Annotated in this window: 21 protein-coding genes; 6 read left to right on the top strand and 15 right to left on the bottom strand. The window is 71.8% G+C overall.

Annotated elements, in window-relative coordinates; translation table 11 throughout:
• Window positions 1-979: 979 nt before the first annotated feature.
• Window positions 980-2,191, bottom strand: coding sequence for an Ig-like domain-containing protein (locus tag ACLJQM_RS42860; protein ID WP_247012636.1), 1,212 nt, complete (start codon window positions 2,189-2,191; stop codon window positions 980-982).
• Window positions 2,192-2,294: 103 nt separating this feature from the next.
• Window positions 2,295-3,164 (bottom strand): patatin-like phospholipase family protein, encoded by an 870-nt coding sequence (locus ACLJQM_RS42865; RefSeq protein ID WP_360784639.1) that lies wholly within the window; start codon window positions 3,162-3,164, stop codon window positions 2,295-2,297.
• A gap of 69 nt (window positions 3,165-3,233) precedes the next feature.
• Here ACLJQM_RS42865 and ACLJQM_RS42870 point away from each other — a divergent pair, with 69 nt between their 5' ends.
• The 3 genes from ACLJQM_RS42870 to ACLJQM_RS42880 all read left to right on the top strand — a co-directional run bounded on the left by ACLJQM_RS42870 (window position 3,234) and on the right by ACLJQM_RS42880 (window position 5,609).
• Window positions 3,234-4,193: a LysR family transcriptional regulator gene (locus ACLJQM_RS42870; RefSeq protein ID WP_247012632.1), complete on the top strand. Its 960-nt coding sequence runs from the start codon at window positions 3,234-3,236 to the stop codon at window positions 4,191-4,193.
• Between the two features lie 99 nt (window positions 4,194-4,292).
• The gene (locus ACLJQM_RS42875; RefSeq protein WP_247012630.1) at window positions 4,293-4,856 is read left to right on the top strand and encodes a papain-like cysteine protease family protein; all 564 of its coding nucleotides are present in this window, start codon (window positions 4,293-4,295) and stop codon (window positions 4,854-4,856) included.
• A gap of 3 nt (window positions 4,857-4,859) precedes the next feature.
• The gene (locus ACLJQM_RS42880; RefSeq protein WP_247012628.1) at window positions 4,860-5,609 is read left to right on the top strand and encodes a hypothetical protein; all 750 of its coding nucleotides are present in this window, start codon (window positions 4,860-4,862) and stop codon (window positions 5,607-5,609) included.
• 60 nt (window positions 5,610-5,669) lie between these two features.
• Here ACLJQM_RS42880 and ACLJQM_RS42885 read toward each other — a convergent pair whose 3' ends face one another.
• The 4 genes from ACLJQM_RS42885 to ACLJQM_RS42900 form a co-directional block, all read right to left on the bottom strand.
• On the bottom strand, window positions 5,670-6,323 hold the full coding sequence (locus tag ACLJQM_RS42885; RefSeq protein ID WP_410636057.1) for a DedA family protein: 654 nt from the start codon (window positions 6,321-6,323) through the stop codon (window positions 5,670-5,672).
• 45 nt (window positions 6,324-6,368) lie between these two features.
• Window positions 6,369-7,370 carry a lipoyl synthase gene (gene lipA / locus ACLJQM_RS42890; protein WP_410636058.1) on the bottom strand — a complete coding sequence of 334 codons (1,002 nt, stop codon included), beginning with the start codon at window positions 7,368-7,370 and terminating at the stop codon, window positions 6,369-6,371.
• A 25-nt stretch (window positions 7,371-7,395) separates the two neighbouring features.
• On the bottom strand, window positions 7,396-8,346 hold the full coding sequence (locus ACLJQM_RS42895; RefSeq protein ID WP_360784583.1) for an oxidoreductase: 951 nt from the start codon (window positions 8,344-8,346) through the stop codon (window positions 7,396-7,398).
• Window positions 8,347-8,418: 72 nt separating this feature from the next.
• On the bottom strand, window positions 8,419-8,940 hold the full coding sequence (locus ACLJQM_RS42900) for a hypothetical protein (RefSeq protein WP_410636059.1): 522 nt from the start codon (window positions 8,938-8,940) through the stop codon (window positions 8,419-8,421).
• A gap of 131 nt (window positions 8,941-9,071) precedes the next feature.
• On the opposite strand from ACLJQM_RS42900, the gene ACLJQM_RS42905 reads away from it, so the two are divergent.
• Together ACLJQM_RS42905 and ACLJQM_RS42910 are read left to right on the top strand one after the other, a co-directional pair.
• On the top strand, window positions 9,072-9,698 hold the full coding sequence (locus ACLJQM_RS42905; RefSeq protein ID WP_247012618.1) for a TetR/AcrR family transcriptional regulator: 627 nt from the start codon (window positions 9,072-9,074) through the stop codon (window positions 9,696-9,698).
• A gap of 4 nt (window positions 9,699-9,702) precedes the next feature.
• Window positions 9,703-10,638 carry an LLM class F420-dependent oxidoreductase gene (locus ACLJQM_RS42910; RefSeq protein WP_247012616.1) on the top strand — a complete coding sequence of 312 codons (936 nt, stop codon included), beginning with the start codon at window positions 9,703-9,705 and terminating at the stop codon, window positions 10,636-10,638.
• A gap of 48 nt (window positions 10,639-10,686) precedes the next feature.
• Here the strand turns inward: ACLJQM_RS42910 and lipB are convergent, their stop codons facing one another.
• From lipB to lpdA, 5 genes are all read right to left on the bottom strand, one after another.
• Complete coding sequence (gene lipB, locus ACLJQM_RS42915) at window positions 10,687-11,430, bottom strand: lipoyl(octanoyl) transferase LipB (RefSeq protein WP_360784576.1); 744 nt, start codon at window positions 11,428-11,430, stop codon at window positions 10,687-10,689.
• Window positions 11,427-12,050 carry a phosphatase PAP2 family protein gene (locus ACLJQM_RS42920; RefSeq protein WP_247012613.1) on the bottom strand — a complete coding sequence of 208 codons (624 nt, stop codon included), beginning with the start codon at window positions 12,048-12,050 and terminating at the stop codon, window positions 11,427-11,429. The genes lipB and ACLJQM_RS42920 overlap by 4 nt, the downstream gene beginning before the upstream one ends.
• Window positions 12,047-12,919 (bottom strand): TIGR01777 family oxidoreductase, encoded by an 873-nt coding sequence (locus tag ACLJQM_RS42925; protein ID WP_247012611.1) that lies wholly within the window; start codon window positions 12,917-12,919, stop codon window positions 12,047-12,049. Before ACLJQM_RS42925 ends, ACLJQM_RS42920 begins: the two co-directional genes overlap by 4 nt.
• 93 nt (window positions 12,920-13,012) lie before the next feature.
• Window positions 13,013-14,779, bottom strand: a complete 1,767-nt coding sequence (gene sucB, locus ACLJQM_RS42930) for a 2-oxoglutarate dehydrogenase, E2 component, dihydrolipoamide succinyltransferase (RefSeq protein WP_410636062.1) — start codon at window positions 14,777-14,779, stop codon at window positions 13,013-13,015.
• A gap of 55 nt (window positions 14,780-14,834) precedes the next feature.
• Entirely contained in the window at window positions 14,835-16,208 is a 1,374-nt protein-coding gene (gene lpdA / locus ACLJQM_RS42935) for a dihydrolipoyl dehydrogenase (RefSeq protein WP_247012606.1), read from the bottom strand.
• A 182-nt stretch (window positions 16,209-16,390) separates the two neighbouring features.
• Between lpdA and ACLJQM_RS42940 the strand changes: the two genes are divergently transcribed.
• On the top strand, window positions 16,391-16,735 hold the full coding sequence (locus ACLJQM_RS42940; RefSeq protein ID WP_247012604.1) for an oxidoreductase: 345 nt from the start codon (window positions 16,391-16,393) through the stop codon (window positions 16,733-16,735).
• A 48-nt stretch (window positions 16,736-16,783) separates the two neighbouring features.
• On the opposite strand, the gene ACLJQM_RS42945 is transcribed toward ACLJQM_RS42940, so the two are convergent.
• From ACLJQM_RS42945 to ACLJQM_RS42960, 4 genes are read right to left on the bottom strand one after another with little or no spacing between them, the layout of a single operon-like run.
• On the bottom strand, window positions 16,784-17,236 hold the full coding sequence (locus ACLJQM_RS42945) for a GNAT family N-acetyltransferase (RefSeq protein ID WP_410636064.1): 453 nt from the start codon (window positions 17,234-17,236) through the stop codon (window positions 16,784-16,786).
• 10 nt (window positions 17,237-17,246) lie between these two features.
• Window positions 17,247-18,281 (bottom strand): SMI1/KNR4 family protein, encoded by a 1,035-nt coding sequence (locus ACLJQM_RS42950; RefSeq protein ID WP_410636066.1) that lies wholly within the window; start codon window positions 18,279-18,281, stop codon window positions 17,247-17,249.
• Window positions 18,282-18,291: 10 nt separating this feature from the next.
• Window positions 18,292-18,633: a TAXI family TRAP transporter solute-binding subunit gene (locus tag ACLJQM_RS42955; RefSeq protein WP_410636068.1), complete on the bottom strand. Its 342-nt coding sequence runs from the start codon at window positions 18,631-18,633 to the stop codon at window positions 18,292-18,294.
• A gap of 22 nt (window positions 18,634-18,655) precedes the next feature.
• Complete coding sequence (locus tag ACLJQM_RS42960) at window positions 18,656-20,155, bottom strand: leucyl aminopeptidase (RefSeq protein ID WP_410636070.1); 1,500 nt, start codon at window positions 20,153-20,155, stop codon at window positions 18,656-18,658.
• Window positions 20,156-20,189: the final 34 nt, after the last annotated feature.

The raw sequence follows: 20,189 nt of genomic DNA on the forward strand, positions 1-20,189 counted from the left end.
TGACAGCGCCGATGGTACTGCAACCGAAGGGTTGTGGGAGAGTAGGACACCGCCGAACTTACTTGGGAAGAGCCCCGGTAGAGGACCAGTTTTGGTTCTCCCGGGGCTTTTTTCATGCCCGCGACACCAGCCGCACCCGGCCGGCCGGCACGAAGGGACCACTCGCACCCCGCAGGTGGCCACCGAAACAACCCGACTCCCGCCGCGGCCGCCCATGGCCCGTGGGCAAGCAGCACAGCACGAACGGCCCACTCGCGCCGAACAAGGCCACGAGCGGCCCGTGCGCACCGGCCGGCAACGCAGCGAACGGACCGTTCGTACCCGGCAACGCGACGACCGGCCGACCAGCGCCTGGCAAGGCCACGAACGGCCCACTGGCGCCGGCCGTCGCGGCAATTGGCCCTTGGCGTCCGACGGCAACGCAGCGAACGACCCACTCGCACCGGTAACGCGGCGAAGGGCCGACTTGGCCCGACAATGCCGCCAGCGGACCACTCGTGCCCGACATCGCGGCGACCGGCCGACTTGCACCCAACGGCAACGCGGCGACCGGACCATTCGCCACCCTCAGGGCTGCGCGAATGGCCCACGCGGGCCCAAGCGCGGCGAGCGGCCCACTCGCGCCCGGCAACGCGGCGACCGGCCGACTTGCACCCGACGGCACCGCTGTGAATGGACCGTTCGCCGCCCAGGAGAGCAGCGCGAGCGGCCCAGTCGTGCCAGCGCAGGTTGCGAGCGGCCCACTCGTGCCCGGCAAGGGCGCGAACGGTCCATTCGTGCCGCACCCGCAAGCCGCATCCACTCGTCCCGGGAAAGTCCAGCGGGAGCCGGCCGCCCGCACCCGGTCAAGCCCCGCCCAACGGACCAGCCCAGCCGCTCCGAGAAGCACCCGCCCGAGCGCTCGAAAACAAGCACAAAAAAGGGCCGGAGCTCCACCGAGCCCCGGCCCTTCCCACCGATCAACCGCTACTTCGAACCCCTACTTCACCGCCGACCCGGCCTGCCAGTCGGCCCAAGACTTCGTCCAGTCGCCGTACAGGTCCCACACCGGGAGCTGCGGGCCGCCCGAGTTGGTCACCTCCACGACGTCGCCCAGGCCCATGTTCTGGAAGAACCACTGGGCGTTCGCGCCGTTCAGGTTGATGCAGCCGTGCGACACGTTCGAACTGCCCTGCTGGCCCACGCTGTTCGGGTTCTCGTGGACGAACTCGCCGTCGTTGGAGATCCGCTCCGACCACTTCTCGCTGGAGCGGTACGCCTTCGGGTCCGGCGGGCAGACGCCGTACGTGCAGGAGTCCATCGTGTAATTGGCCTGCTTGTCCGAAATGACGTGCGCGCCCAAATGGGTGGGCGTCGCGTCCTTGCCCATCGAGATCGGCATCGACTTGACCATCGCGCCGTTGTGGAAGATCTGCATCTGCTCGGTGTTCCCGTCCGCCTTCGCGATCCAGGAATCGTGCACCTTGTACGTTTCCGTGCGGTCTTCCGCGCCGAACACGCCGCCGCCGAAATCGACGCCGTAGATCTTCGCCGAGACCTTCAAGGTCGTGCCGGCCTTCCAGTACTCCTTGGGGCGGTAGTGGACGTTCGAGTCGTCGATCCAGTACCAGCCGCCGTCCTGCTTCGGCGTCGACTCGACCGTCAGGGCCTTCTCCACCGCCGCCTTGTTCTTGACGGCGATCTTGCCGAAGCTGAACACGATCGGCTGGCCGACGCCGACGCCCGTGCTCGCCACCGCGGCCGGGGCCGGGATCAGGTTGGCGTTCGCCTGCTTCTTCGGCGCGATCGTGCTGATCTGGTTGTCCTGCTCGATCGGCTTCCCGTTGGCGCCTTGGGCGTGCGCGACGATCTTGTACGTCGAGCCGTAGCCGAGCGGCTCGGTGGACGTCCAGCTCGAGCCGTCGTCGGCGAGCTTGCCGGCGACCGCCTTCGCCTTGGCGGCGTTGGTCACCGTGACGTCGAGGAGCTTCCCGTTGGCCGCCTTGACGACGATCGGGGTCGCCGGGTTCACCCCGGTACCGCCCGCGGGCTCGAACGTCACCGCGACCGGGGTCTCGGACGCCGAAGCGGAACCCGACGCCGGTGCTCCGCCGGCGGGGGTGCCGCCGTCGTCACCGGACGAACAGGCGGAAACCAGCAGTGCCCCGGCGAGGATTCCGGCCACCGAAAGTAAAATCTTCTTGGGGAGCATATTGTCTCTTTTTTGGAATCGGGATCGGCGGGCATTCGTCATCAAAACTACGCGATAGCGATGACGTTCTTCCCGGCGGATCGGTGCATCGGCGTGACGCGGATCACTCGACGACGAGGCCCGGGGCGCCGTAGAGTCCCGGGCCGTTCACCGCGAGCCCGTCGAGGTACTCGCGCGCCGCCTGGTACGCCTGTTCCGCCAGTGCTTCCGTGTGCCCGAAGTCGAGCGGGTTCACACGTACGGGGGCCGGCCCCGGCACGTAGACCACGGGCACCTGCTGCGCCGCCACCGGCGCTTCCAGCACGGCCTGGTTGCGCATGCTGATCATCGCGGTGAACATGATCACCTCGGCGAACGTCCGCGGCGCTTCGGGCATCTTGCCCGGGAACGCGCAATCCAGCACCACCAACGACTTCGCCCCCATGGTCAGCGCCTGCCGCATCGGCACGTTCGCGACGAGGCCGCCGTCGTAGAGGAGCCGCCCGTCGTGCTCCACCGGCGGGAAGATCCCCGGGATCGCGCAGCTCGCCAGCAGCGGCTCGAGCAGCCGCCCGGAGCGGATCAGCAGCGGCTCGGCCGTGTCGACCTGGGTCGTGACGACGCCGAGCGGCAGCGCCAGGTCCTCGAACCGCGTTTCGGCGCCGAGGTGGTCGGCGACGATCCCCGCCAGGCCGGAATTGGGGAACAGGTGCGTTTTGCTCTGCGTCAGCGTCCGGACGCGGCTCAGCACGCCGCCGGGGAACGCCTCCGCGCGGGTCATGTGCGCCCAGATGCCGTGCAACGCGGCCAGCGCGTCGCCGCCGGAGCGCGCCAGGACCGCGGCGTTCAGCGAGCCGACCGACGTGCCCGTCACGAGGTCCGGCGTGGCCCCGGCTTCGGTCAGCGCGCGCAGCATGCCGACCTGCATGGCGCCGAGGCTGCCGCCACCGCCGAGGACGAAGCCGACCGGCCGGGGAAGATCCGCGAGACTCATACCGCCGAATGTAGTAAGCCCGACTTTCGCAGGTCGTGCCGGGCGTGAAGGCGGCGTTAACCTGCTGGGGTGGCCGAGCTGGAGCTGCGCCATCTCAGAGCCGTCCGCGCCGTCGCGGACGGCGGGAGCGTGAGCCGCGCCGCCACCGTCCTCGGCGTCAGCCAGCCCGCGCTCACCGCGCAGCTCAAGCGGATCGAACGGATCCTCGGCGGCGACCTGTTCGTCCGCGGGCCCAGTGGCGTGCGGCCCACCGAGCTCGGCCGGTTCGTCCTCGCCCGCGCCGACGCGCTGCTCTCGGACATGCAGGCCCTCGTCGCCTCCGCGCGGCGCCACGGCGGGAGCGAGCCCGAAACCCTGCGGATCGGCTACGTCCCGCTGCTCGTCATCGGCCGGTTCATCGAGGAGCTGGGGGAGCTGGACCTCGACGTCCAGACGTACGCCGAACCGGCGTCGCTGACCCTGCTGAAGCTGCTCTCGACCGGCCGCGTCGACGTCGCGCTGCTGGAGCAGTTCGACGGCACCGAGGCGCACCACTTCGCCGGGCTGGCCGTGCGGACGCTCGCGACCGAGCCGATCTTCGTCGGGATCGCGCAGGGGCACCCGGCGATCCGCGACGGCGTCGTCGACCTGGCCGACCTGGCCGGCTGCGACTGGATCCTGCCGCCACCGCACGAAAACTGCGTGCGCGTGCGGTTCGCGCAGGCCTGCACGGCCGCCGGCTTCACGCCGCGGGTGCGGCACTTCACGTCCGAAGCCGGGACGGCGGGCACGCTGATCGCGCAGGGCGCGGTCTGCCTCGCGCAAGCGGCTTCGGCACCCCCGCACGGGCTGCTCGCGCTGCCGCTGGCGGGCGACCCGCTGTGGACGACGCTGTTGTTCGCGACGCGCGAGGACGACGCCCGCACGCCGTCGACCGACGAGGTGTTCCGCTGCGCGGAGGTCGCGCACCAGGCGTCGCTGCACCGGAACCCGCACTTCGCGCGCTGGTGCGGCCGGAATCCGGGCGAACGGCTCGTCTCGGCCCGATAGGCGGCATAACGCCGGTGTTATCCCCGCTGGGATTACTGCCCGGCGCGGCAACGGGAGAAGCTCACGAAGTCCCCACCTGTTGCCGACAAGGAGCAACGAATGCACTTCAGACGAGCAATGGCGCTCGGCGCGCTGTGCGTGGCCCTCACCGGCCTGCTCTCCCCGCCCGCGAGCGCGACCACCGAAGCGACGACGTTGTCCATCAGCCAGCTGGTCCAGGAGCAGAACCAGTGGTGCTGGGCCGCCAGCGGCCTGACCATCGCACGGTTCCTCGGCTACGGCACGAGCACCAGCCAGAACACCTTCTGCGACTACTCACGCGGCTACCCGGCCGGCTCGCAGTGCCCCAACCAGGCCGGCGAGCTGACCTACGTGCAGCGCGGCTACCAGGCGCTCGGGCTGCGGCCCGGCACGGTGACCGGCGCGCTGAGCTTCGCGTCGGTGCAGAGCGAAATCACCGCCCGCCGGCCGATCGAGACCGGCATCTACTGGACCGCGGGCGGCGGGCACGCCCAGGTCATCTACGGCTACGACGCCAGCGGGCTCGTCTACTACGGCGACCCGTGGCCGAGCAGCCAGCGCTACAGCGCGATGGCGCACACCAGCTACGTCCGCAACGGGCAGTTCCAGTGGGCGCAGTCCCTCTACCGGATCGGGGCGTGAGGCGTGAACCTCTTCCGTGGACTCGTCACGCTCTTCGCGGGGACGGCGCTGGTACTGGGTTTCGGCGGCACGGCATCGGCTTCGACGCCGCCGTCCGGCGAGGTCGCCGCCGCGGTCAAGTCGGCGGACGCGCAGCTGTCGGCGTTCTTCGGCCAGCTCGACCGGCGGGCCGGGGTCGCGCGCGCCGACGTCGCGCAGGCGCCCCAGGTCGGCGGTGAACCGCAGAGCGTCTACTCGCTGGATCCGGCGTTCGTCGCCGGTCAGCCCGGGGCGAAACCGGCCTCGTTCGCGTACTACGCGGTGAAGGCGCAGGCGTCGACCGGGCGGCAGGCCACCGTGTGGGTGACGCGCGACGCCGCCGGGTGGACCGCGACCAACTTCACGACCGGCACCGAGGAACTGACGTTCCCGGCGCAGGCGCACGGGGACCTGGTGTTCACCGAGCCGCAGGTCAACGCGTGGTACCGGGTGCGCGACGGCCGGGTGCTGCCGCTGAACGACCCGGCCCGCCAGCGGGTCGGTGAGGGTGTCGCGGTGGCGGCGTACCAGCAGCTGGTGCACCGCTTGTACGGCGACAAGCTGCCCGGGTCGGCGTACCGCGACCAGGGCAAGCTCGGCGGGTACGACCTCGCCGCCGCGTCGCCGGCTCCCGCGCCGGGTGCGGGTTCCTGGCCGTTCGCCGCCGGTGGGGCGCTGCTGGCGCTCGGCCTGATCGGCTGGGCCACCGGCAAGGCGGCACGCGCCCGCCGCTGACGCCGGGAGGGTGCGGCCCGGTTCGCCCGCGCCGCACCCTCTGGCCGCCGGTCGCTTGGGTCAGGGCACGCGCTCGGGCTCGCGGTCCGGGGCCGGTGCTGCCAGCGCCTTGCGCTTCTTCAGGCGCAGCAGGAAGAACACCGCCACCGCCGCCAGGACGCCCACCGCGATCAGGCCACCTGTGTTGAGGGCGCCCTCGATGCGCTTCGCCGCTTCGCCCAGGGCCGCGCCGATGCTGATGTGGGCCAGGGACCAGCAGAACGCACCCGCCGCCGCGGCGGGGAGGAACTTGCGGAACGGGAGGCCGGATGTGCCCGCCGCCGCCGGGGTCAGGGTTCTGATCACCGGCAGGAAGCGGGCGAAGAAGACCGCCCACGTCCCACGGCGCTCCAGGACTCCGGTGGCCTTGTCCCAGGCTTCGAGGCCGTACTTGCGGATCAGCTTCGTCTCGCGCAGGCGGGGCCCGAAGCGGCGGCCGATGAAGAAGCCGAGTGCGTCGCCCGCCGTCGCGCAGACCGTGACCACCGCCCACAGAGCCAGGAAACGGGCCACCGTGTTCGCCGTCGTCGCCGCGATCAGCAGGCCGGATTCGCCGGGGGCCAGGAAGCCCAGGCCGATCGTGCACTCGGCGAACACCAGGCCGCCGGTGGCGGCGACGAGCCCCGGTTCCGGGAGTCCTTGCAACCAGCTGAGGAGGTCCGAAACCAGGGCCATGCCCGCCACTTTACCGATCCTTTAAGGATGGTGGGGTGACGTGCGTCACCGGGCCAGCAGCGACGCCGCTTCCTGCGCGGCCGGGCCTTCGGTGGCCAGGTGGGCCAGGTTCTCCGGCAGTTCCTCGCCGCGGTGCGCCTTCGTCTGGGCGTAGAGCCGTCCCGCGCGGTACGACGAGCGCACCAGGGGGCCGGCCATGACACCGGCGAAGCCCATCGCTTCGGCAGCGCGAGAGTGGTCGACGAACTCTTCGGGCTTCACCCAGCGGTCGACGGGGTGGTGGCGCGGGGAGGGACGCAGGTACTGCGTGATCGTCAGGATCTCGCACCCCGCGTCGACCAGGTCCTGCATCGCCGGAGCCACCTCATCCGGCGTCTCCCCCATGCCCAGGATCAGGTTCGACTTCGTCACCAAACCCGCCTCACGCGCCTTCGTGATGACTTCCAGGGACCGCGCGTAGCGGAAGCCCGGACGGATCCGCTTGAAGATCCGCGGCACGGTCTCCACGTTGTGCGCCAGCACTTCTGGCCGCGACCCGAACACCTCGGCCAGCTGCGCGGGGTCGGCGTTGAAGTCCGGGATCAGCAACTCGACACCCGTACCCGGATTCAAGTCGTGGATCTGCCGGACCGTCTCCGCGTACAGCCACGCACCACCATCAGGAAGGTCATCACGCGCGACACCGGTGACCGTCGAATACCGCAAACCCATCGCCTGCACCGACTCCGCGACCTTCCGCGGCTCAGTCCGGTCCAGCGCAGCGGGCTTACCCGTGTCGATCTGACAGAAGTCACACCGCCGGGTGCACTGGTCCCCACCGATCAGGAACGTGGCCTCCCGGTCTTCCCAGCACTCGTAAATGTTGGGACAACCAGCCTCTTCACACACCGTGTGCAAACCCTCACGGCGCACCAGGCCCTTGAGTTCGGTGAACTCCGGCCCCATCCGCACCCGCGTCTTGATCCACGGCGGCTTCTTCTCGATCGGCGTCTCACTGTTGCGTACCTCGAGACGCAGCAGCTTCCGGCCTTCAGGCGCAGCACTCACGCCTCCAACCGTACGCCCGTCCGGGCTAAGCGGGGTCGGGGGTGACGCCGGTCAGCTCCGCCGTGACGTCCCACAACGCGGCCCCCAGCGACTCGCTCAGCGCCGGGGTCAGGGGACGTACTTTGACCGGGTGCCCGCGCATGCCGCCGAGGCCGCCCGGGGCGATGTAGTCGCCGCCTTCGACGCCGTCCGCCGTGGCCGCGTACAGCTGGGGGAGGGCACCCTGGCGGACGTTCTGGGCGAACAGGGCCTCGCCGATGCGGTGGCCGCCCGCGATGACGCCGCGGACCACGGCGTTGGAGTACGAGCGGGCCATGCCGCTGCCGAGGCCGGTCGCCGTGTAGCCCGGGTGGGCGGCGACGCTGAGGACGTCGTCGCCGGACTTGCGCAGGCGGCGGTCGAGCTCCAGGGCGAACACCTGGTTGGAGAGCTTCGACTGCCCGTACGCGGTCGCCGGGTTGTAGCGGCGGTGCTCGCCGTTGGGGTCTTCGAGGTCGATGCGGGCGCCGGTCGCGGCGAGGCTCGACAGCGTCACGACGCGGGCGTGCGTGCCGCCGCGCAGGGCGGGCAGCAGCAGCCACGTCAGCGCCGCGTGGCCGAGGTGGTTCGTGCCGAACTGCAGCTCGAAGCCGTCGGCGGTGCGGCCGCGGGCGGTCGCCATCACGCCGGCGTTGGCGACCAGGACGTCGAGCGCGTCGCCGGTTCGTTCACGGACCGCGGCGGCGGCCGCGCGCACCGAAGCGAGCTCGCTCAGGTCCAGTGGGATGAGCTCGGGTTCGGCGCCCGCGGCGGCCGCGCGGACTCGTTCGAGTGCCTTCGCGCCGCGTTCGGGCGAACGGCAGGCGAGGAACACGCGGGCCCCCTTGCCCGCGAGCACCTCGGCGGTGCGCAGACCGAGACCGGAGTTCGCCCCCGTGACCACGACGGTCCGGCCGGTCTGGTCGGCGATGTCGGTTTCGCTCCACCGCGATGTCATGCGTGTTCTCTACTCCATCCATGCCCCCGCCGCCGCCCTCAACGGAGGCGCTGCGCGCCGCTGGCCGGATTGTTACGCACTCGGCGCGAGCAGACGGCGAAGGTGTCCCATCACCGGGCGACGCCGGGCCGGCTCCTCGCGGCTCGTGCGCAGCAACGCCTCGAGCGCGTGGCCCACCTTGACGATCTCCCCGGCCGGCTCACGCGGGTCGGCCAGCCCGGCCGTGACGGCGAGCATCCGCAGCTCGCCCTCGTGCATGCGGCGCAGCGACGCGTACCGCTCGTACGCGCCGTCGAGGACCGCGCGCAGGTCGGCGTGCTCGTCGACGGCGGTGCGCCAGGCGCGGGTGACGGCGTCGACGTGGTCGCCGAGGCCGTCGGCTTCGTCCGGGTCGGCGACTTCGGCGCGCAGCCGGCCGCCGAGCGTGCGCGTCCACTGGTACTGCAGGGCGGTGAGGACGTTCTCTTCGGTGCCGAAGTGCTCTTCGGCACCCGGTACTTCCTCGAGTGGCAGCGGCGCGCCCGGGTTCCGGGCGGCCAGGCGGACGGCGGCTTCGAGGATTTCCTGACGCCGGTAGAAGTCTGTCCAGCTCATGGTGTGGCTCCCCTTCCGTGGTCCGGGTCATACCGCGGGTCTGCGGCATACTCCCGGTACGGACCTGACCCGGCGAACATACCATGAGTATGGAGAGATCCTCCGGGCGTAAAGTTGTGAAGGTGGCGACAATGAGGTCCAGACGACTCGACTACTCCGAGTCGACGCGGTCGGCGCTGGTCGACAGCGCGGTCGAACTGTTCACCAAACGCGGCTACGCGGGTACCTCGCTCGACGAGATCGCCAAACGCGCCCGGGTCACCAAGGGAGCCCTGTACCACCACTTCAGCGGCAAGCAGGCGCTGTTCGAAGCCGCGTTCGACCAGGTCGAGAGCCTCGTCTACGACCGGCTCGACAAGATCATGACCGGCGAGGGCTCGCCGTGGGAGCGGGCGCTGGGCGGGCTCAACGCGTTCATCCGCAGCTGCCTCGACCCCGCCTACCAGCGGATCGCCATCCACGAGGCGCCGGTCGTGATGGGCTGGGAACGCTGGCGCGAGGCCGAGGAGCGGTGCAGCTTCGGGCTGGTCCGCTCGGGCCTGCAGTCGCTGATCGACGCGGGCGAGGTCGAGCCGGTGCCGGTGGAGGTCACCGCGCGGCTGCTGTTCGGTGCGCTGTCCAGCGCGGCGACCGAGATCGCCAGCTCGCCGGACCCGAAGCGGGTCGGGGCCGAGATCGAGGACGTGATCGTCCGCATGCTGGTCCGGCTGCGGCGGACCGAGCAGGACGGCGCGGAGGTCTCCCCGTCGTTAGGCTGACGTCGTGGACTTGAGGATCTTCACCGAGCCCCAGCAAGGGGCCAGCTACGACGACCAGCTGCGGGCCGCGAAGGCCGCCGAAGCGGCCGGCTACGACGCTTTCTTCCGCAGCGACCACTACCTGAGGATGGGCTCGGCCGACGGCCTGCCCGGCCCGACCGACGCCTGGATCACCCTGGCCGGCCTGGCCCGCGAGACGAACCGGATCCGGCTCGGCACGCTCGTCACCGCGGCGACGTTCCGGTACCCCGGGCCGCTCGCCATCGCGGTCGCGCAGGTCGACCAGATGTCCGGCGGACGCGTCGAGTTCGGGCTTGGCTCCGGCTGGTACGACGCCGAGCACGAGGCGTACGGCCTGACGCTGCCGCCGCTGAAGGAGCGCTTCGACCGGTACGCCGAGCAGCTCGAGATCGTCACCGGCCTGTGGAAGACGCCGGTGGGCTCGACCTACTCCTTCGCCGGGCAGTACTACACGCTGACGGACTCGCCCGCGCTTCCGAAGCCGGCGCAGCAGCCCGCCCCGCCGGTGATCATCGGCGGTGGCGGCAAGAAGCGCACCCCGGCGCTGGCCGCGCGGTTCGCCGACGAGTTCAACCTGCCCTTCGCCGACGCCGAAACCGCGGCCGCGCAGTTCGCCCGGGTCGAGGACGCGGCACGGGAGATCGGCCGCGACCCCAAGGAGATCCTGCGGTCGGTGGCGCTGGTCATCGGCGTCGGCCGGACCGAGGAGGAGGTCGCGCGCCGGGCGTCGGCCATCGGGCGGGACGTCTCCGAGCTGCGCGCGAACGGCCTGGCCGGCTCGCCCGCCGAGGTCGTCGACCGGATCGGGCAGTGGCGGGAGAAGACCGGGGTCACCCGGCTCTACCTGCAGCTGCTGGACATGCGGGACCTGGACCAGATCGAGCTGATCGCGGCCGAGGTCGCACCGCAGCTGGACTGACGCGCAACGCCGTGAGGGGCACCTCCGTGGTGCCCCTCACGGCGTTCGTCAGTTCTGCAGGGCGAAGGTGACGCCGGGGGCCTGCGGGGCCTCGGGGCGGGGGAGCCAGCGGTCCTCGCTCACCGGCAGCTCGCCTTCCAGCGCCGCCAGCACGGCGTCGCGGGCCAGGGGGAGCACCGCCTCGACCGTGACGTCGCGCTGGAGCTCGTAGGACAGCGACGTCACACCCGCGTCGCGGATGCCGCAGGGGACGATGCTGTCGAACGCCGCCAGGTCGGCGTTGCAGTTCAGCTCGAAGCCGTGCATCGTCACGCCGCGCTGGACGCGGATGCCGATCGCCGCGATCTTGCGCTCGATCCCGCGGTCGTCGGCCGGGATCCAGACGCCGCTGCGGCCTTCCACGCGGCCGCTGGCCACGCCGAGCTGGTCGCACACGTGGATCAGGGCCTCTTCCAGCCGCCGCACGTAGTGGACGACGTCGATCGGGTCGGCGAGCTTCACGATCGGGTAGCCGACCAGCTGGCCGGGGCCGTGCCAGGTGATCTTGCCGCCGCGGTCGACGTCGATCACCGGGGTGCCGTCGGTGGGGCGGTCGGCCGGCTCCGTGCGCTTGCCCGCGGTGTACACCGAAGGGTGCTGCAGCAGGAACATCGTGTCCGGCGCGGTGCCGTCGGCGCGCTCGGCGAGCCGGCTCCGCTGGAGCTCCCAGGCTTCGGTGTAGTCGATCGTGCCGAGCTCCCGGACGTCGACGGGTTCGGTGCTGGCGCGGCAGGAGGTGCGGGAAGAACTCACCCGTCGAGGCTACGCCCGTCACCCGGGGGAAGCAGCCGCAAGGCGCACGCTGAGAGCAGGCCGACACCGGTCACGGCCAGCACTGCGCCGATCGTGTCCGACACCCAGTGCACGCCCAGCACGACCCGGCACGCGGCGCACAGCACGGTGGCGACGGCGGCCGCCACCAGGACCCGGCGGACCAGCCGCGGCCACAGCCACGCGCACAGCAGGACGAGCACGAACCCGGTGCTCGCCACCGACGTCACGTGCCCGCTCGGGTAGCTCAGGTCCGGGTAGTCGCGCGGGCGTTCGCGCAGGAACACCGGCTTGAACACGACGCTGGTCAGCCGGCACAGCACCAGGACGACGGCGAGCCGCACGCACAACCCCGTGTGCTGCCGCTGCCGCAACGCCAGCGCCAGCAGCGCCGTGCCGAGGACGAACGGGAGCACCGGGCCGAGGACGTCGCTGCCGATCTGCGCCACCCGCCCGAGCGGCTGCGTGTAGACGCCGTGGAGGGCGTTCGCGACCTGGGCGTCGAGGGTCAGCGGGTGCCGCGCCACCGAGAGCCCGAGCACGACGAAGGCCGCCACCAGCGCGAAGCCGATGACGAGCCATCGCTTGAGCGGGACGCTCATGCCGCGGCGAGCGCCCTGTCCAGGGTCGGGTGCCGGAACTCGTAGCCGGACCGCTCCAGCACGGCCGGGACGGCCCGCTGCCCGAACAGCGCCATTTCCTCGCCGGCCTGGCCGAGCACGGCCTTCAGCGCGAAGCCGGGCACCCGGAACGGCGCCGGGCGGTGCAGCGCGCGGCCGACCGCGCGGGTGAACTCGGCGTTGGTCACCGGGGCCGGCCCGGTCAGGTTCACCGGGCCCGAGACGTCGTGGGTCAGGACGTGGACGATCGCGCCGACTTCGTCTTCGAGGGCGATCCACGGCATGTACTGGCGGCCGTCGCCGAGCCGCCCGCCCAGGCAGAGCTGGAAGAGCGGCCGCAGCGTGCCGTACAGCCCGCCCTTCGCCGACAGCACCAGCCCGGTCCGGATGGTCACCACCCGCGCGTCGCCGGCCCCCGACGTCGCCGCTTCCCACGCTTCGCAGAGCTCGGCGAGGAAACCGCCGCCGCGGGGTGCGGTTTCGTCCACAGTGGACGATCCGGGATTGCCGTAGTAGCCGACGGCGGACGCGTTGACGAACACACCGACCCCGTGTTCGGCCACGGCTTCGGCGAGCACCTCGGTCGGCTCGACGCGGCTGTCGGTGAGCTGCTGCTTGCGCATCGCGCTCCACCGCCCGGGGAAAAGCGGCTTCCCGCCCAGGTTGACGACGGCGTCGACGCCCTCGAACGCGCCGCCGGCGATGGTGCCGGACGGCGGGTCCCAGCGGAATTCACCGCCCCCGCGCGCTTCCCGCCGCACCAGGCGGCGGACCTCGTGGCCTTCGCTCAGCAGGCGCTCGCCCAGCGCCGACCCGATCAGGCCGCTCGCTCCGGCGATCAGTACTCGCATGCTCCGATCGTTGCGCATCCGCTGCGCCACCGCACTCCCGGACACGGCGAAGGCCGCCACGGACATTCCGTGGCGGCCTTCGTCAGCGGTGACTCAGAGGCCGAGTTCGCCCTCGAAGTTGCCCTCTTCCAGGCGCTGCTTGATCGTCGTCAGGAAGCGGCCCGCGTCGGCCCCGTCCACCAGGCGGTGGTCGTAGGTCAGCGGCAGGTACGCCATCGAGCGGACGGCGATCGTGTCGTTGCCGTCGGCGTCGGCGACCACGACCGGGCGCTTGACGACCGCGCCCGTGCCGAGGATGCCCGACTGCGGCTGCACGATGATCGGCGTGTCGAACAGCGCGCCGACGCTGCCGATGTTCGTGATCGAGAACGTGCCGCCCGACAGCTCGTCCGGCTTGATCTGGCCCGAACGCGCCCGGCCCGCCAGGTCGGCGATCCGGTGCGCGAGCCCGGCCAGGCTCAGCTCGCCCGCGTCGTGGATCACGACCGAGAGCAGGCCGCGCTCGGTGTCCACCGCGATGCCCAGGTGCACGGCGCCGTGGTAGGTGATCTCCTTCGTGTCCTCGTTGTAGGACGCGTTGACGTTCGGGTGCTGCTTGAGCGCCTCGACCGTGGCCTTCGCGAAGAACGGCAGGAACGTCAGGTTGACGCCCTCGCGCTCCTTGAAGGCCGCCTTCGCGCGCTGGCGCAGCTTGGCGATCTTCGTGACGTCGACCTCCTGGACCTGCGTGAGCTGCGCGGCGATCTGCAGCGACTCGCGGGTCTTGGTGGCCGTGATCTGGCGGATCCGGCTGGCCTTCTGGACCGTGCCGCGCAGCGCGGCGAGCTCCGGCGACACCGGGGCCGCGGGACGCGCGGCCGGCGCCGACGGGGCAGCGGCCGCCGGGGCGGCGGCGGGCGCCGGAGCGGCCGCCTTCTGCTTCTCCTCGGCCGCGGCCAGGACGTCCTGCTTGCGGATCCGGCCGCCGACACCGCTGCCGGTCAGCGACGCGAGGTCGATGCCGTGCTCGGTCGCCAGCTTGCGGACCAGCGGCGTGACGTACGGGCCGTCCGCCGAGCCGTCCTTCGCCGCGGCGGCGGGAGCCGCCTCGGCCGCCTTCGCCGCGGGCGCGGGCTGCGGCTCCGGCTTCGGTTCCGGCTTGCTCTCCTGGACCGGCTCGGGCTTCGGCTCCGGCTTGGGTTCCGGCTTCGGCTCGGGCTTCGGCTCGGGCTTCGGTTCGGGCTTGGCCTCGGCCTTCGGCGCCGCGTTCGCGTCACCGATGACGGCCAGGACGCCGCCGACCTCGACGGTCTCGTCCTCGCCCGCGCGGATCTCCAGCACCGTGCCGGCCACCGGGGACGGGACCTCGGTGTCGACCTTGTCGGTGGAGATCTCGAGCAGCGGCTCGTCGACCTCGACCGAGTCACCGACCGCCTTCAGCCAGCGCGTGACGGTGCCCTCGGTGACGCTTTCGCCCAGCTCGGGCAGCTTCACCTCGGTGCCTTCACCACCGGCGGCCGGCGCGGTGTCCGGCTTGCTCGGGGCGCTGTCCTGGGCCTGCGGCTCGGGCTCGGGCTCCGGTTCGGGCTCGGACTTCTGCTCCTCCTGCGCCGGGGCGGAGGAAGACTCGGGCACGCCGCCGGACCCGTCGTCGATGACGGCGAGCTCGGCGCCGACCTCGACGGTCTCGTCTTCGGCGGCGCTGATCTTCACGACCGTGCCCGCCACCGGGGAGGGCACCTCGGTGTCGACCTTGTCGGTCGAGATCTCGAGCAACGGCTCGTCGACCTCGACGGTGTCGCCCTCCTGCTTAAGCCACCGGGTGACGGTGCCTTCGGTGACGCTCTCCCCGAGCTCCGGCAATGTGACGGAGTAGGCCATCGTTCGCTGACTCCTCTTCCAAGTTCTGCGTGGTCTGGATTCTGCTGGTGGGACGTCAGCTGTGCACGTGCAGCGGCTTCCCCGCGAGGGCGAGGAACGCTTCACCGAGGGCCTCGGTCTGGGTCGGGTGGGCGTGGATGAGGGGTGCGACGTCCTCCGGGAAGGCCTCCCAGCTGTAGATCAGCTGCGCTTCGCCGATCAGCTCGCCGACGCGGTCGCCCACCATGTGCACGCCGACGACCGGGCCGTCCGGGGCCTTGACGAGCTTGACCCCGCCGGAGGTCTTGAGGATCTGGCTCTTGCCGTTGCCGCCGAGGTCGTAGGTGAACGTCGTGACGTCGGCGCCGTACTTGTCCTTGGCCTGGGACTCGGTCAGCCCGACCGACGCGACCTCCGGGTGGGAGTAGGTGACCCGCGGGATGCCGCTCTCGTCGATCACGCGCGGGTTCTGCCCGGCGATCTCCTCGGCGACGAAGATGCCCTGCTGGAAGCCGCGGTGGGCGAGCTGCAGGCCGGGGACGATGTCGCCGACGGCGTAGACGTTCGGCAGGTTGGTGCGCAGGCGGTCGTCGGTGAGGACGAAGCCGCGCTCGATCTTGACGCCGGCCTCCTCGTAGCCGTGGCCGGCCGAGTTCGGCCCGCGGCCGACGGCGACCAGCAGCAGGTCGGCCTCGATGGTCTCGCCGGACTCCAGCGAAACGGCCACGCCGTTGTCGTCCTGCTTCGCGCCGGTGAACCGCACGCCCGTCTTGAAGGCGATCTTGCGGCGGCGGAACGCGCGCTCGAGCTGCTTGGACGCGAACTCGTCCTCGTTCGGGACCAGCCGCGGCAGGGCCTCGACGATGGTGACGTCGACGCCGAAGGACGCCCAGACGCTGGCGAACTCGACCCCGATGACGCCGCCGCCCAGCACCACGACCTTCTTGGGGACGTAGTCGAGGGACAGGGCCTGCTCGCTGGCGATGATGCGGCCGCCGAGCTCCAGGCCGGGCAGCGTGCGCGAGTACGAGCCGGTGGCGAGGATGACGTTCTTGCCGGTGTAGCGGGTGCCGTCCACCTCGACGGTCGTGCCGCCGACGAACGTGCCGCTGCCCTCGACGAGGTTCACCTTGTGCGCCTTGGCCAAGCCCTGCAGGCCCTTGTACAGCCGGGAGACGATCCCGTCCTTGTACTTGTTGACCCCGGCGATGTCGATGCCCTCGAAGACGGCCTTGACGCCGACCGCCTCGGCTTCGCGGGTTTCGTCGGCGACCTCGGCGGCGTGCAGCAGGGCCTTGGTCGGGATGCAGCCCCGGTGGAGGCACGTCCCGCCCAGCTTGTCCTTCTCGATCAACGTGACGGAAAGGCCCAGCTCGGCCGCGCGGAACGCCGCGGCGTAGCCGCCCGATCCGCCTCCCAGGATCACGAGGTCGGCGGAGGTGTCGGTCACTTGTATAACTCCTCGGCAAGCAGTGGGGTGGTGCTCTGTCGTCGCCCGTGCGCGGTATAACCGCGCGCGCGACACCCGCCATCTTGTCACTACGCCGGACGGGGCTGCGACCTAGCCGGGTGTGCGACGCCGACCACACGCGGACATCGGGATAATGAGTGGTGCAAGTCTCGGGAGGAGAGGTGGTCGTTGTGGGGCTCTTCGACTCGCTGCGCAGGCGGGCCAAGGGTGGGCAACGGGCCGGCACGCTGCGGAAAGCCAGCTCGGAAGACACCCGGCACCTCGAGGATTGGGTGGCCTCGAGGCAGGGCGTGGAGGCCTACGTGGAGCCTCGGACCAATGTCACGGAGACCACTGTGGTGTTGATCGCCCACGACGGCGAGTGGACCCGGCGCCGGATCGGCAGCCTGGAGGCCGCCCAGCAGTTCGGCCACCGCCGGTCCATCCCGGTCTACGAGGTCGCGCGGGTCGGCTACCCGAAGCGGATGCGCGAGTACACCGAGCGCAAGAAACGCGGGCAGGTCTAGCCGCGCTGTCCCGGGTCAGGACCGGGCCGGCCGCGCGGACCCCCACTCCTAGAGCTCGATCCGGCCGACGACCTCGCCGTTGAAGGTCTGGCCGGTCGGGCGGAAGCCCAGCTTGAGGTAGAAGTCCTCCGGGCCGCCCTCGGCCGGGATCCACAGCACCGTGGCGGTGGTGTTGCCGCGCCGGCGGGCTTCCTCGAGCACGGTTTCGACGCCGAACCGGCCGTACCCGCGGCCCTGGACGCCGGCCCCGACGTTGAGGCGCCAGATCCCGCAGCGGAAGAAGTCGAGTTCCGCGTTCGGGTCGAAGCCGCCCATCACGAACGCCACCGGTTCGCCGTCGTCGAGGATCAGCCGCGGCCAGGCGACCTCGGGCTGGGTGTAGGCCTCGGCGAGCGAAACGGCGACCGGCGCGACGAAGACGCGCTGGTGCGGCTCGACGGCCAGCTGGCACGCGGCGGCGACGTTGGCCGGGGTGATCGTCTCCGCGGTGAGGGTGGTCACCGGGCCCAACCTAGCTGGCCTGGGCGAGCAGGGTGGCGTGCTGGAGCAGCGCCGCGCGGAACGACTCGTGGACGGTGGTGCCGAGGACCGGGTCGACCTCGACCACGTGCCTGGCCGAGAGCAGGAGGACCGCCGGTTCGGCCAGGACCACGACGCCGTTCTCGGTGCGCAGGTCCGCGGTGCCGAGCAGGCGGGGGAAGACCACGTCCGCGGGCAGGCCGTCGCAGGTGCGGAGGAAGTCGCGGTGGTCGGGTGGCAGTTCGACGCCGAGGCGCAGCTCCGCCGAGCGGATCGCCGCCTCGGATGCCGGGGGAGGGAGAACGGGCCGGTCGCGCAGGAGCGGGCCGGGCCGCGGTTCCGGCGTGACGCCGCCGCGCGGGAGCGAGCCCGCGCCGTGCCCGCGCAGGCGCACGATCTCCGCGATCAGCTCCGGCCAGCTGCCGAGCTCCGGCGGGTAGCGCTCGTGCAGGGCCGCGACCAGCGCACCCGCGCACGCCGGGGCCCAGTCGCGCAGCCCGAGCGGGTCCGCGCCCGCCACCAGCGCCGGGGCGAGGGCCCGCGTCGCCGCGAGGGTCGCCACGTCCGGGCGGGGCCCGGCCAGCGACGCCCACCGCGCGAGGTCGCCGTCGGCCAGTGCCGTGCGGACGCGGTCCGGGCGGGCCGGGGCCACCTGCTTGACCACCTCCGCGATCGGGCCCGGCGGCAGCACACCTTCCAGGTCGGAGACCGCGCGGCGCAGCGAAACCGCGTGCGCGCGCTCTTCGGCGTCGAGGTCCAGCGGCGGCAGGCCCTCGGCCCACGCCGGACGCCCACCCCGGGCCTCGAAGAGCATCGCCCACGCGCGGGCGCGCACCGGGTCCGGCGCCAGCGCGCTCACCGGCCGTTCCGTGCGGGCCAGCCACTGCTCCACCAGCCGGTCGGCCTCGTCGAGCGCGCCGGTGACCGCGAGCAGCAGAGCCGCGTAGCCGATCCGGTCGTCGACGCCGGCTTCGGTCGCGGTCAGGACGTCGCGGACCGCCGCCTCGAGGTACTCACCGGCATCCACCGGCCCGACCCTAGCCGAGGGCCTGCTTCGCGCCCGGGTGCAGCGGGACCGGATCGGTCCGCGTGGCCAGCTGCCTGGTGATTTCCTTCGCCGCCGGGTGCACCTTCGCCAGCTCCGCCTGCTTGTCGAAGAGCAGCTTCGTGATCGCGCACGCGTTACCCGCGGGGAAGTCCTCGCGGACCAGCAGCAGGTTCGGCACCACGACCGTCGGCACGTCCGACGGCTGCGCGTACGTCTTCGCCGGGAGCACGGCCTGGTCGTAGACCGGGTTGACCGCCTTCAGCTTCGGCAGCAGCGGCGTGACGTCGAGCTCGGCGGGAGTGTTCAGGCGGGTTAGAACCCGCCTGAACACTCACGACCGGCGGTGCCGGAACTCAGCCGTTGGCGGCGATGTCGGCCAGGATCGCGGCGATCGACCGGACCGGGACGCCCGTGCCGCCCTTGCCGGTGTAGCCCCACGGGGAACCCGTGTTGAACGACGGGCCCGCGATGTCGATGTGGACCCAGTCGAGGCCGTCGGCGACGAACTCGCGCAGGAAGATGCCGGCCGCGAGCATGCCGCCCCAGCGGTGGCCGGTCACGTTGGCCAGGTCGGCCAGGCGCGAGTCGAGGTCGGCGCGCAGTTCCTCCGGCAGCGGCATGGCCCAGCCGTTTTCGCCGGTGGCCTGCATGATCCCGGCGACGCGGTCGCGGAAGTCCTCCGAACCCATCACGCCGGCGGTTCGGTTGCCGAGCGCGACGACCTGGGCGCCGGTCAGCGTCGAGGTCTCGATCAGGTAGTCCGGGTTCTCCTCGGCCGCGCGGACCATCGCGTCGACCAGGACCAGGCGGCCCTCGGCGTCGGTGTTGAGCACCTCGACGGTCTTGCCGCCGTACATCGTCAGCACGTCGCCCGGGCGGTAGGACGTCCCCGACGGCAGGTTCTCCGCCAGCGGGATGTGGGCGACGACCTCGAGCGGGTACTTCAGCTTCGCGGCCAGCACCACGGCCGCGAGCACGCCGGCGGCGCCGGACATGTCCGACGTCATGTGGTCCATGTTCGCGGCGGGCTTGAGCGAGATGCCGCCGGAGTCGAACGTGATGCCCTTGCCGACCAGCGCGACCTTCTTGGCGGCCTTGGCCGGCTTGTAGCCGATGCGCACCAGGCGCGGCTGGCGGGACGAGCCGCCGCCGACGCCGAGGATGCCGCCGAAGCCCTTGCGCTTCAGGGCCTTCTCGTCGAGGACCTCGAACTCGAGGCCGTTGTCCTCGGCCAGCTTCTTCGCGCGGTCGGCGAAGGAGGCCGGGTAGAGGTCGTTCGGCGGGGTGTTGATCAGGTCGCGGGCGGTGAGGACGGCCTCGGCGATGGAGGTCGCGGCCTTCAGCGTCGCCTTGTGCTCGCGGGCGGTGCCGTCGGCCGGGCTCGCGAAGTCGACCTTAGCGACCGGCGCGTCACCCTTCTCGCTGCGGTACGCGGTGAAGACGTACGAGCCGAGGATCGTGCCCTCGACGGCGGCCTGCAGGTCGAGCTCGGACAGCGTGACGAGCGCGCGGTCGGTGCCGGCCAGCGCGCGGCCGGCGGCACCCGCGGCGCGGCGGACCTGCTCGGGGGTGACGGCGTCGCCCGGCTTGCCGAGGCCGACGGCGAGCACGACGGCGGCCGGGAGCTTGCCCAGCGTCGGGACCTTGACGACCTCTTTGGCCTTGCCGCTCGCGCCGAGGGTGGCCAGCAGGTCGGCGAGGCGGCCGTCGAAGGCGGCGTCGACGGCGGCGGCACCGGCGGCGAGCACCGGGCCGTCCTCGCCCTGCAGGGTGCCGATGACGACCACGTCGGCGCGCGTCTTGGCCAGTGCCTCCCCGGTGTTGTCGGACAGGGCGAGCTTAGGCACGGTCACTTCTGGCTCCTCGCGCGTTCTCGGTGGTACCGGG

It is taken from the genome of Amycolatopsis sp. cmx-4-83 (genome assembly GCF_046548815.1).
Lineage (GTDB): Bacteria > Actinomycetota > Actinomycetes > Mycobacteriales > Pseudonocardiaceae > Amycolatopsis > Amycolatopsis pretoriensis_A.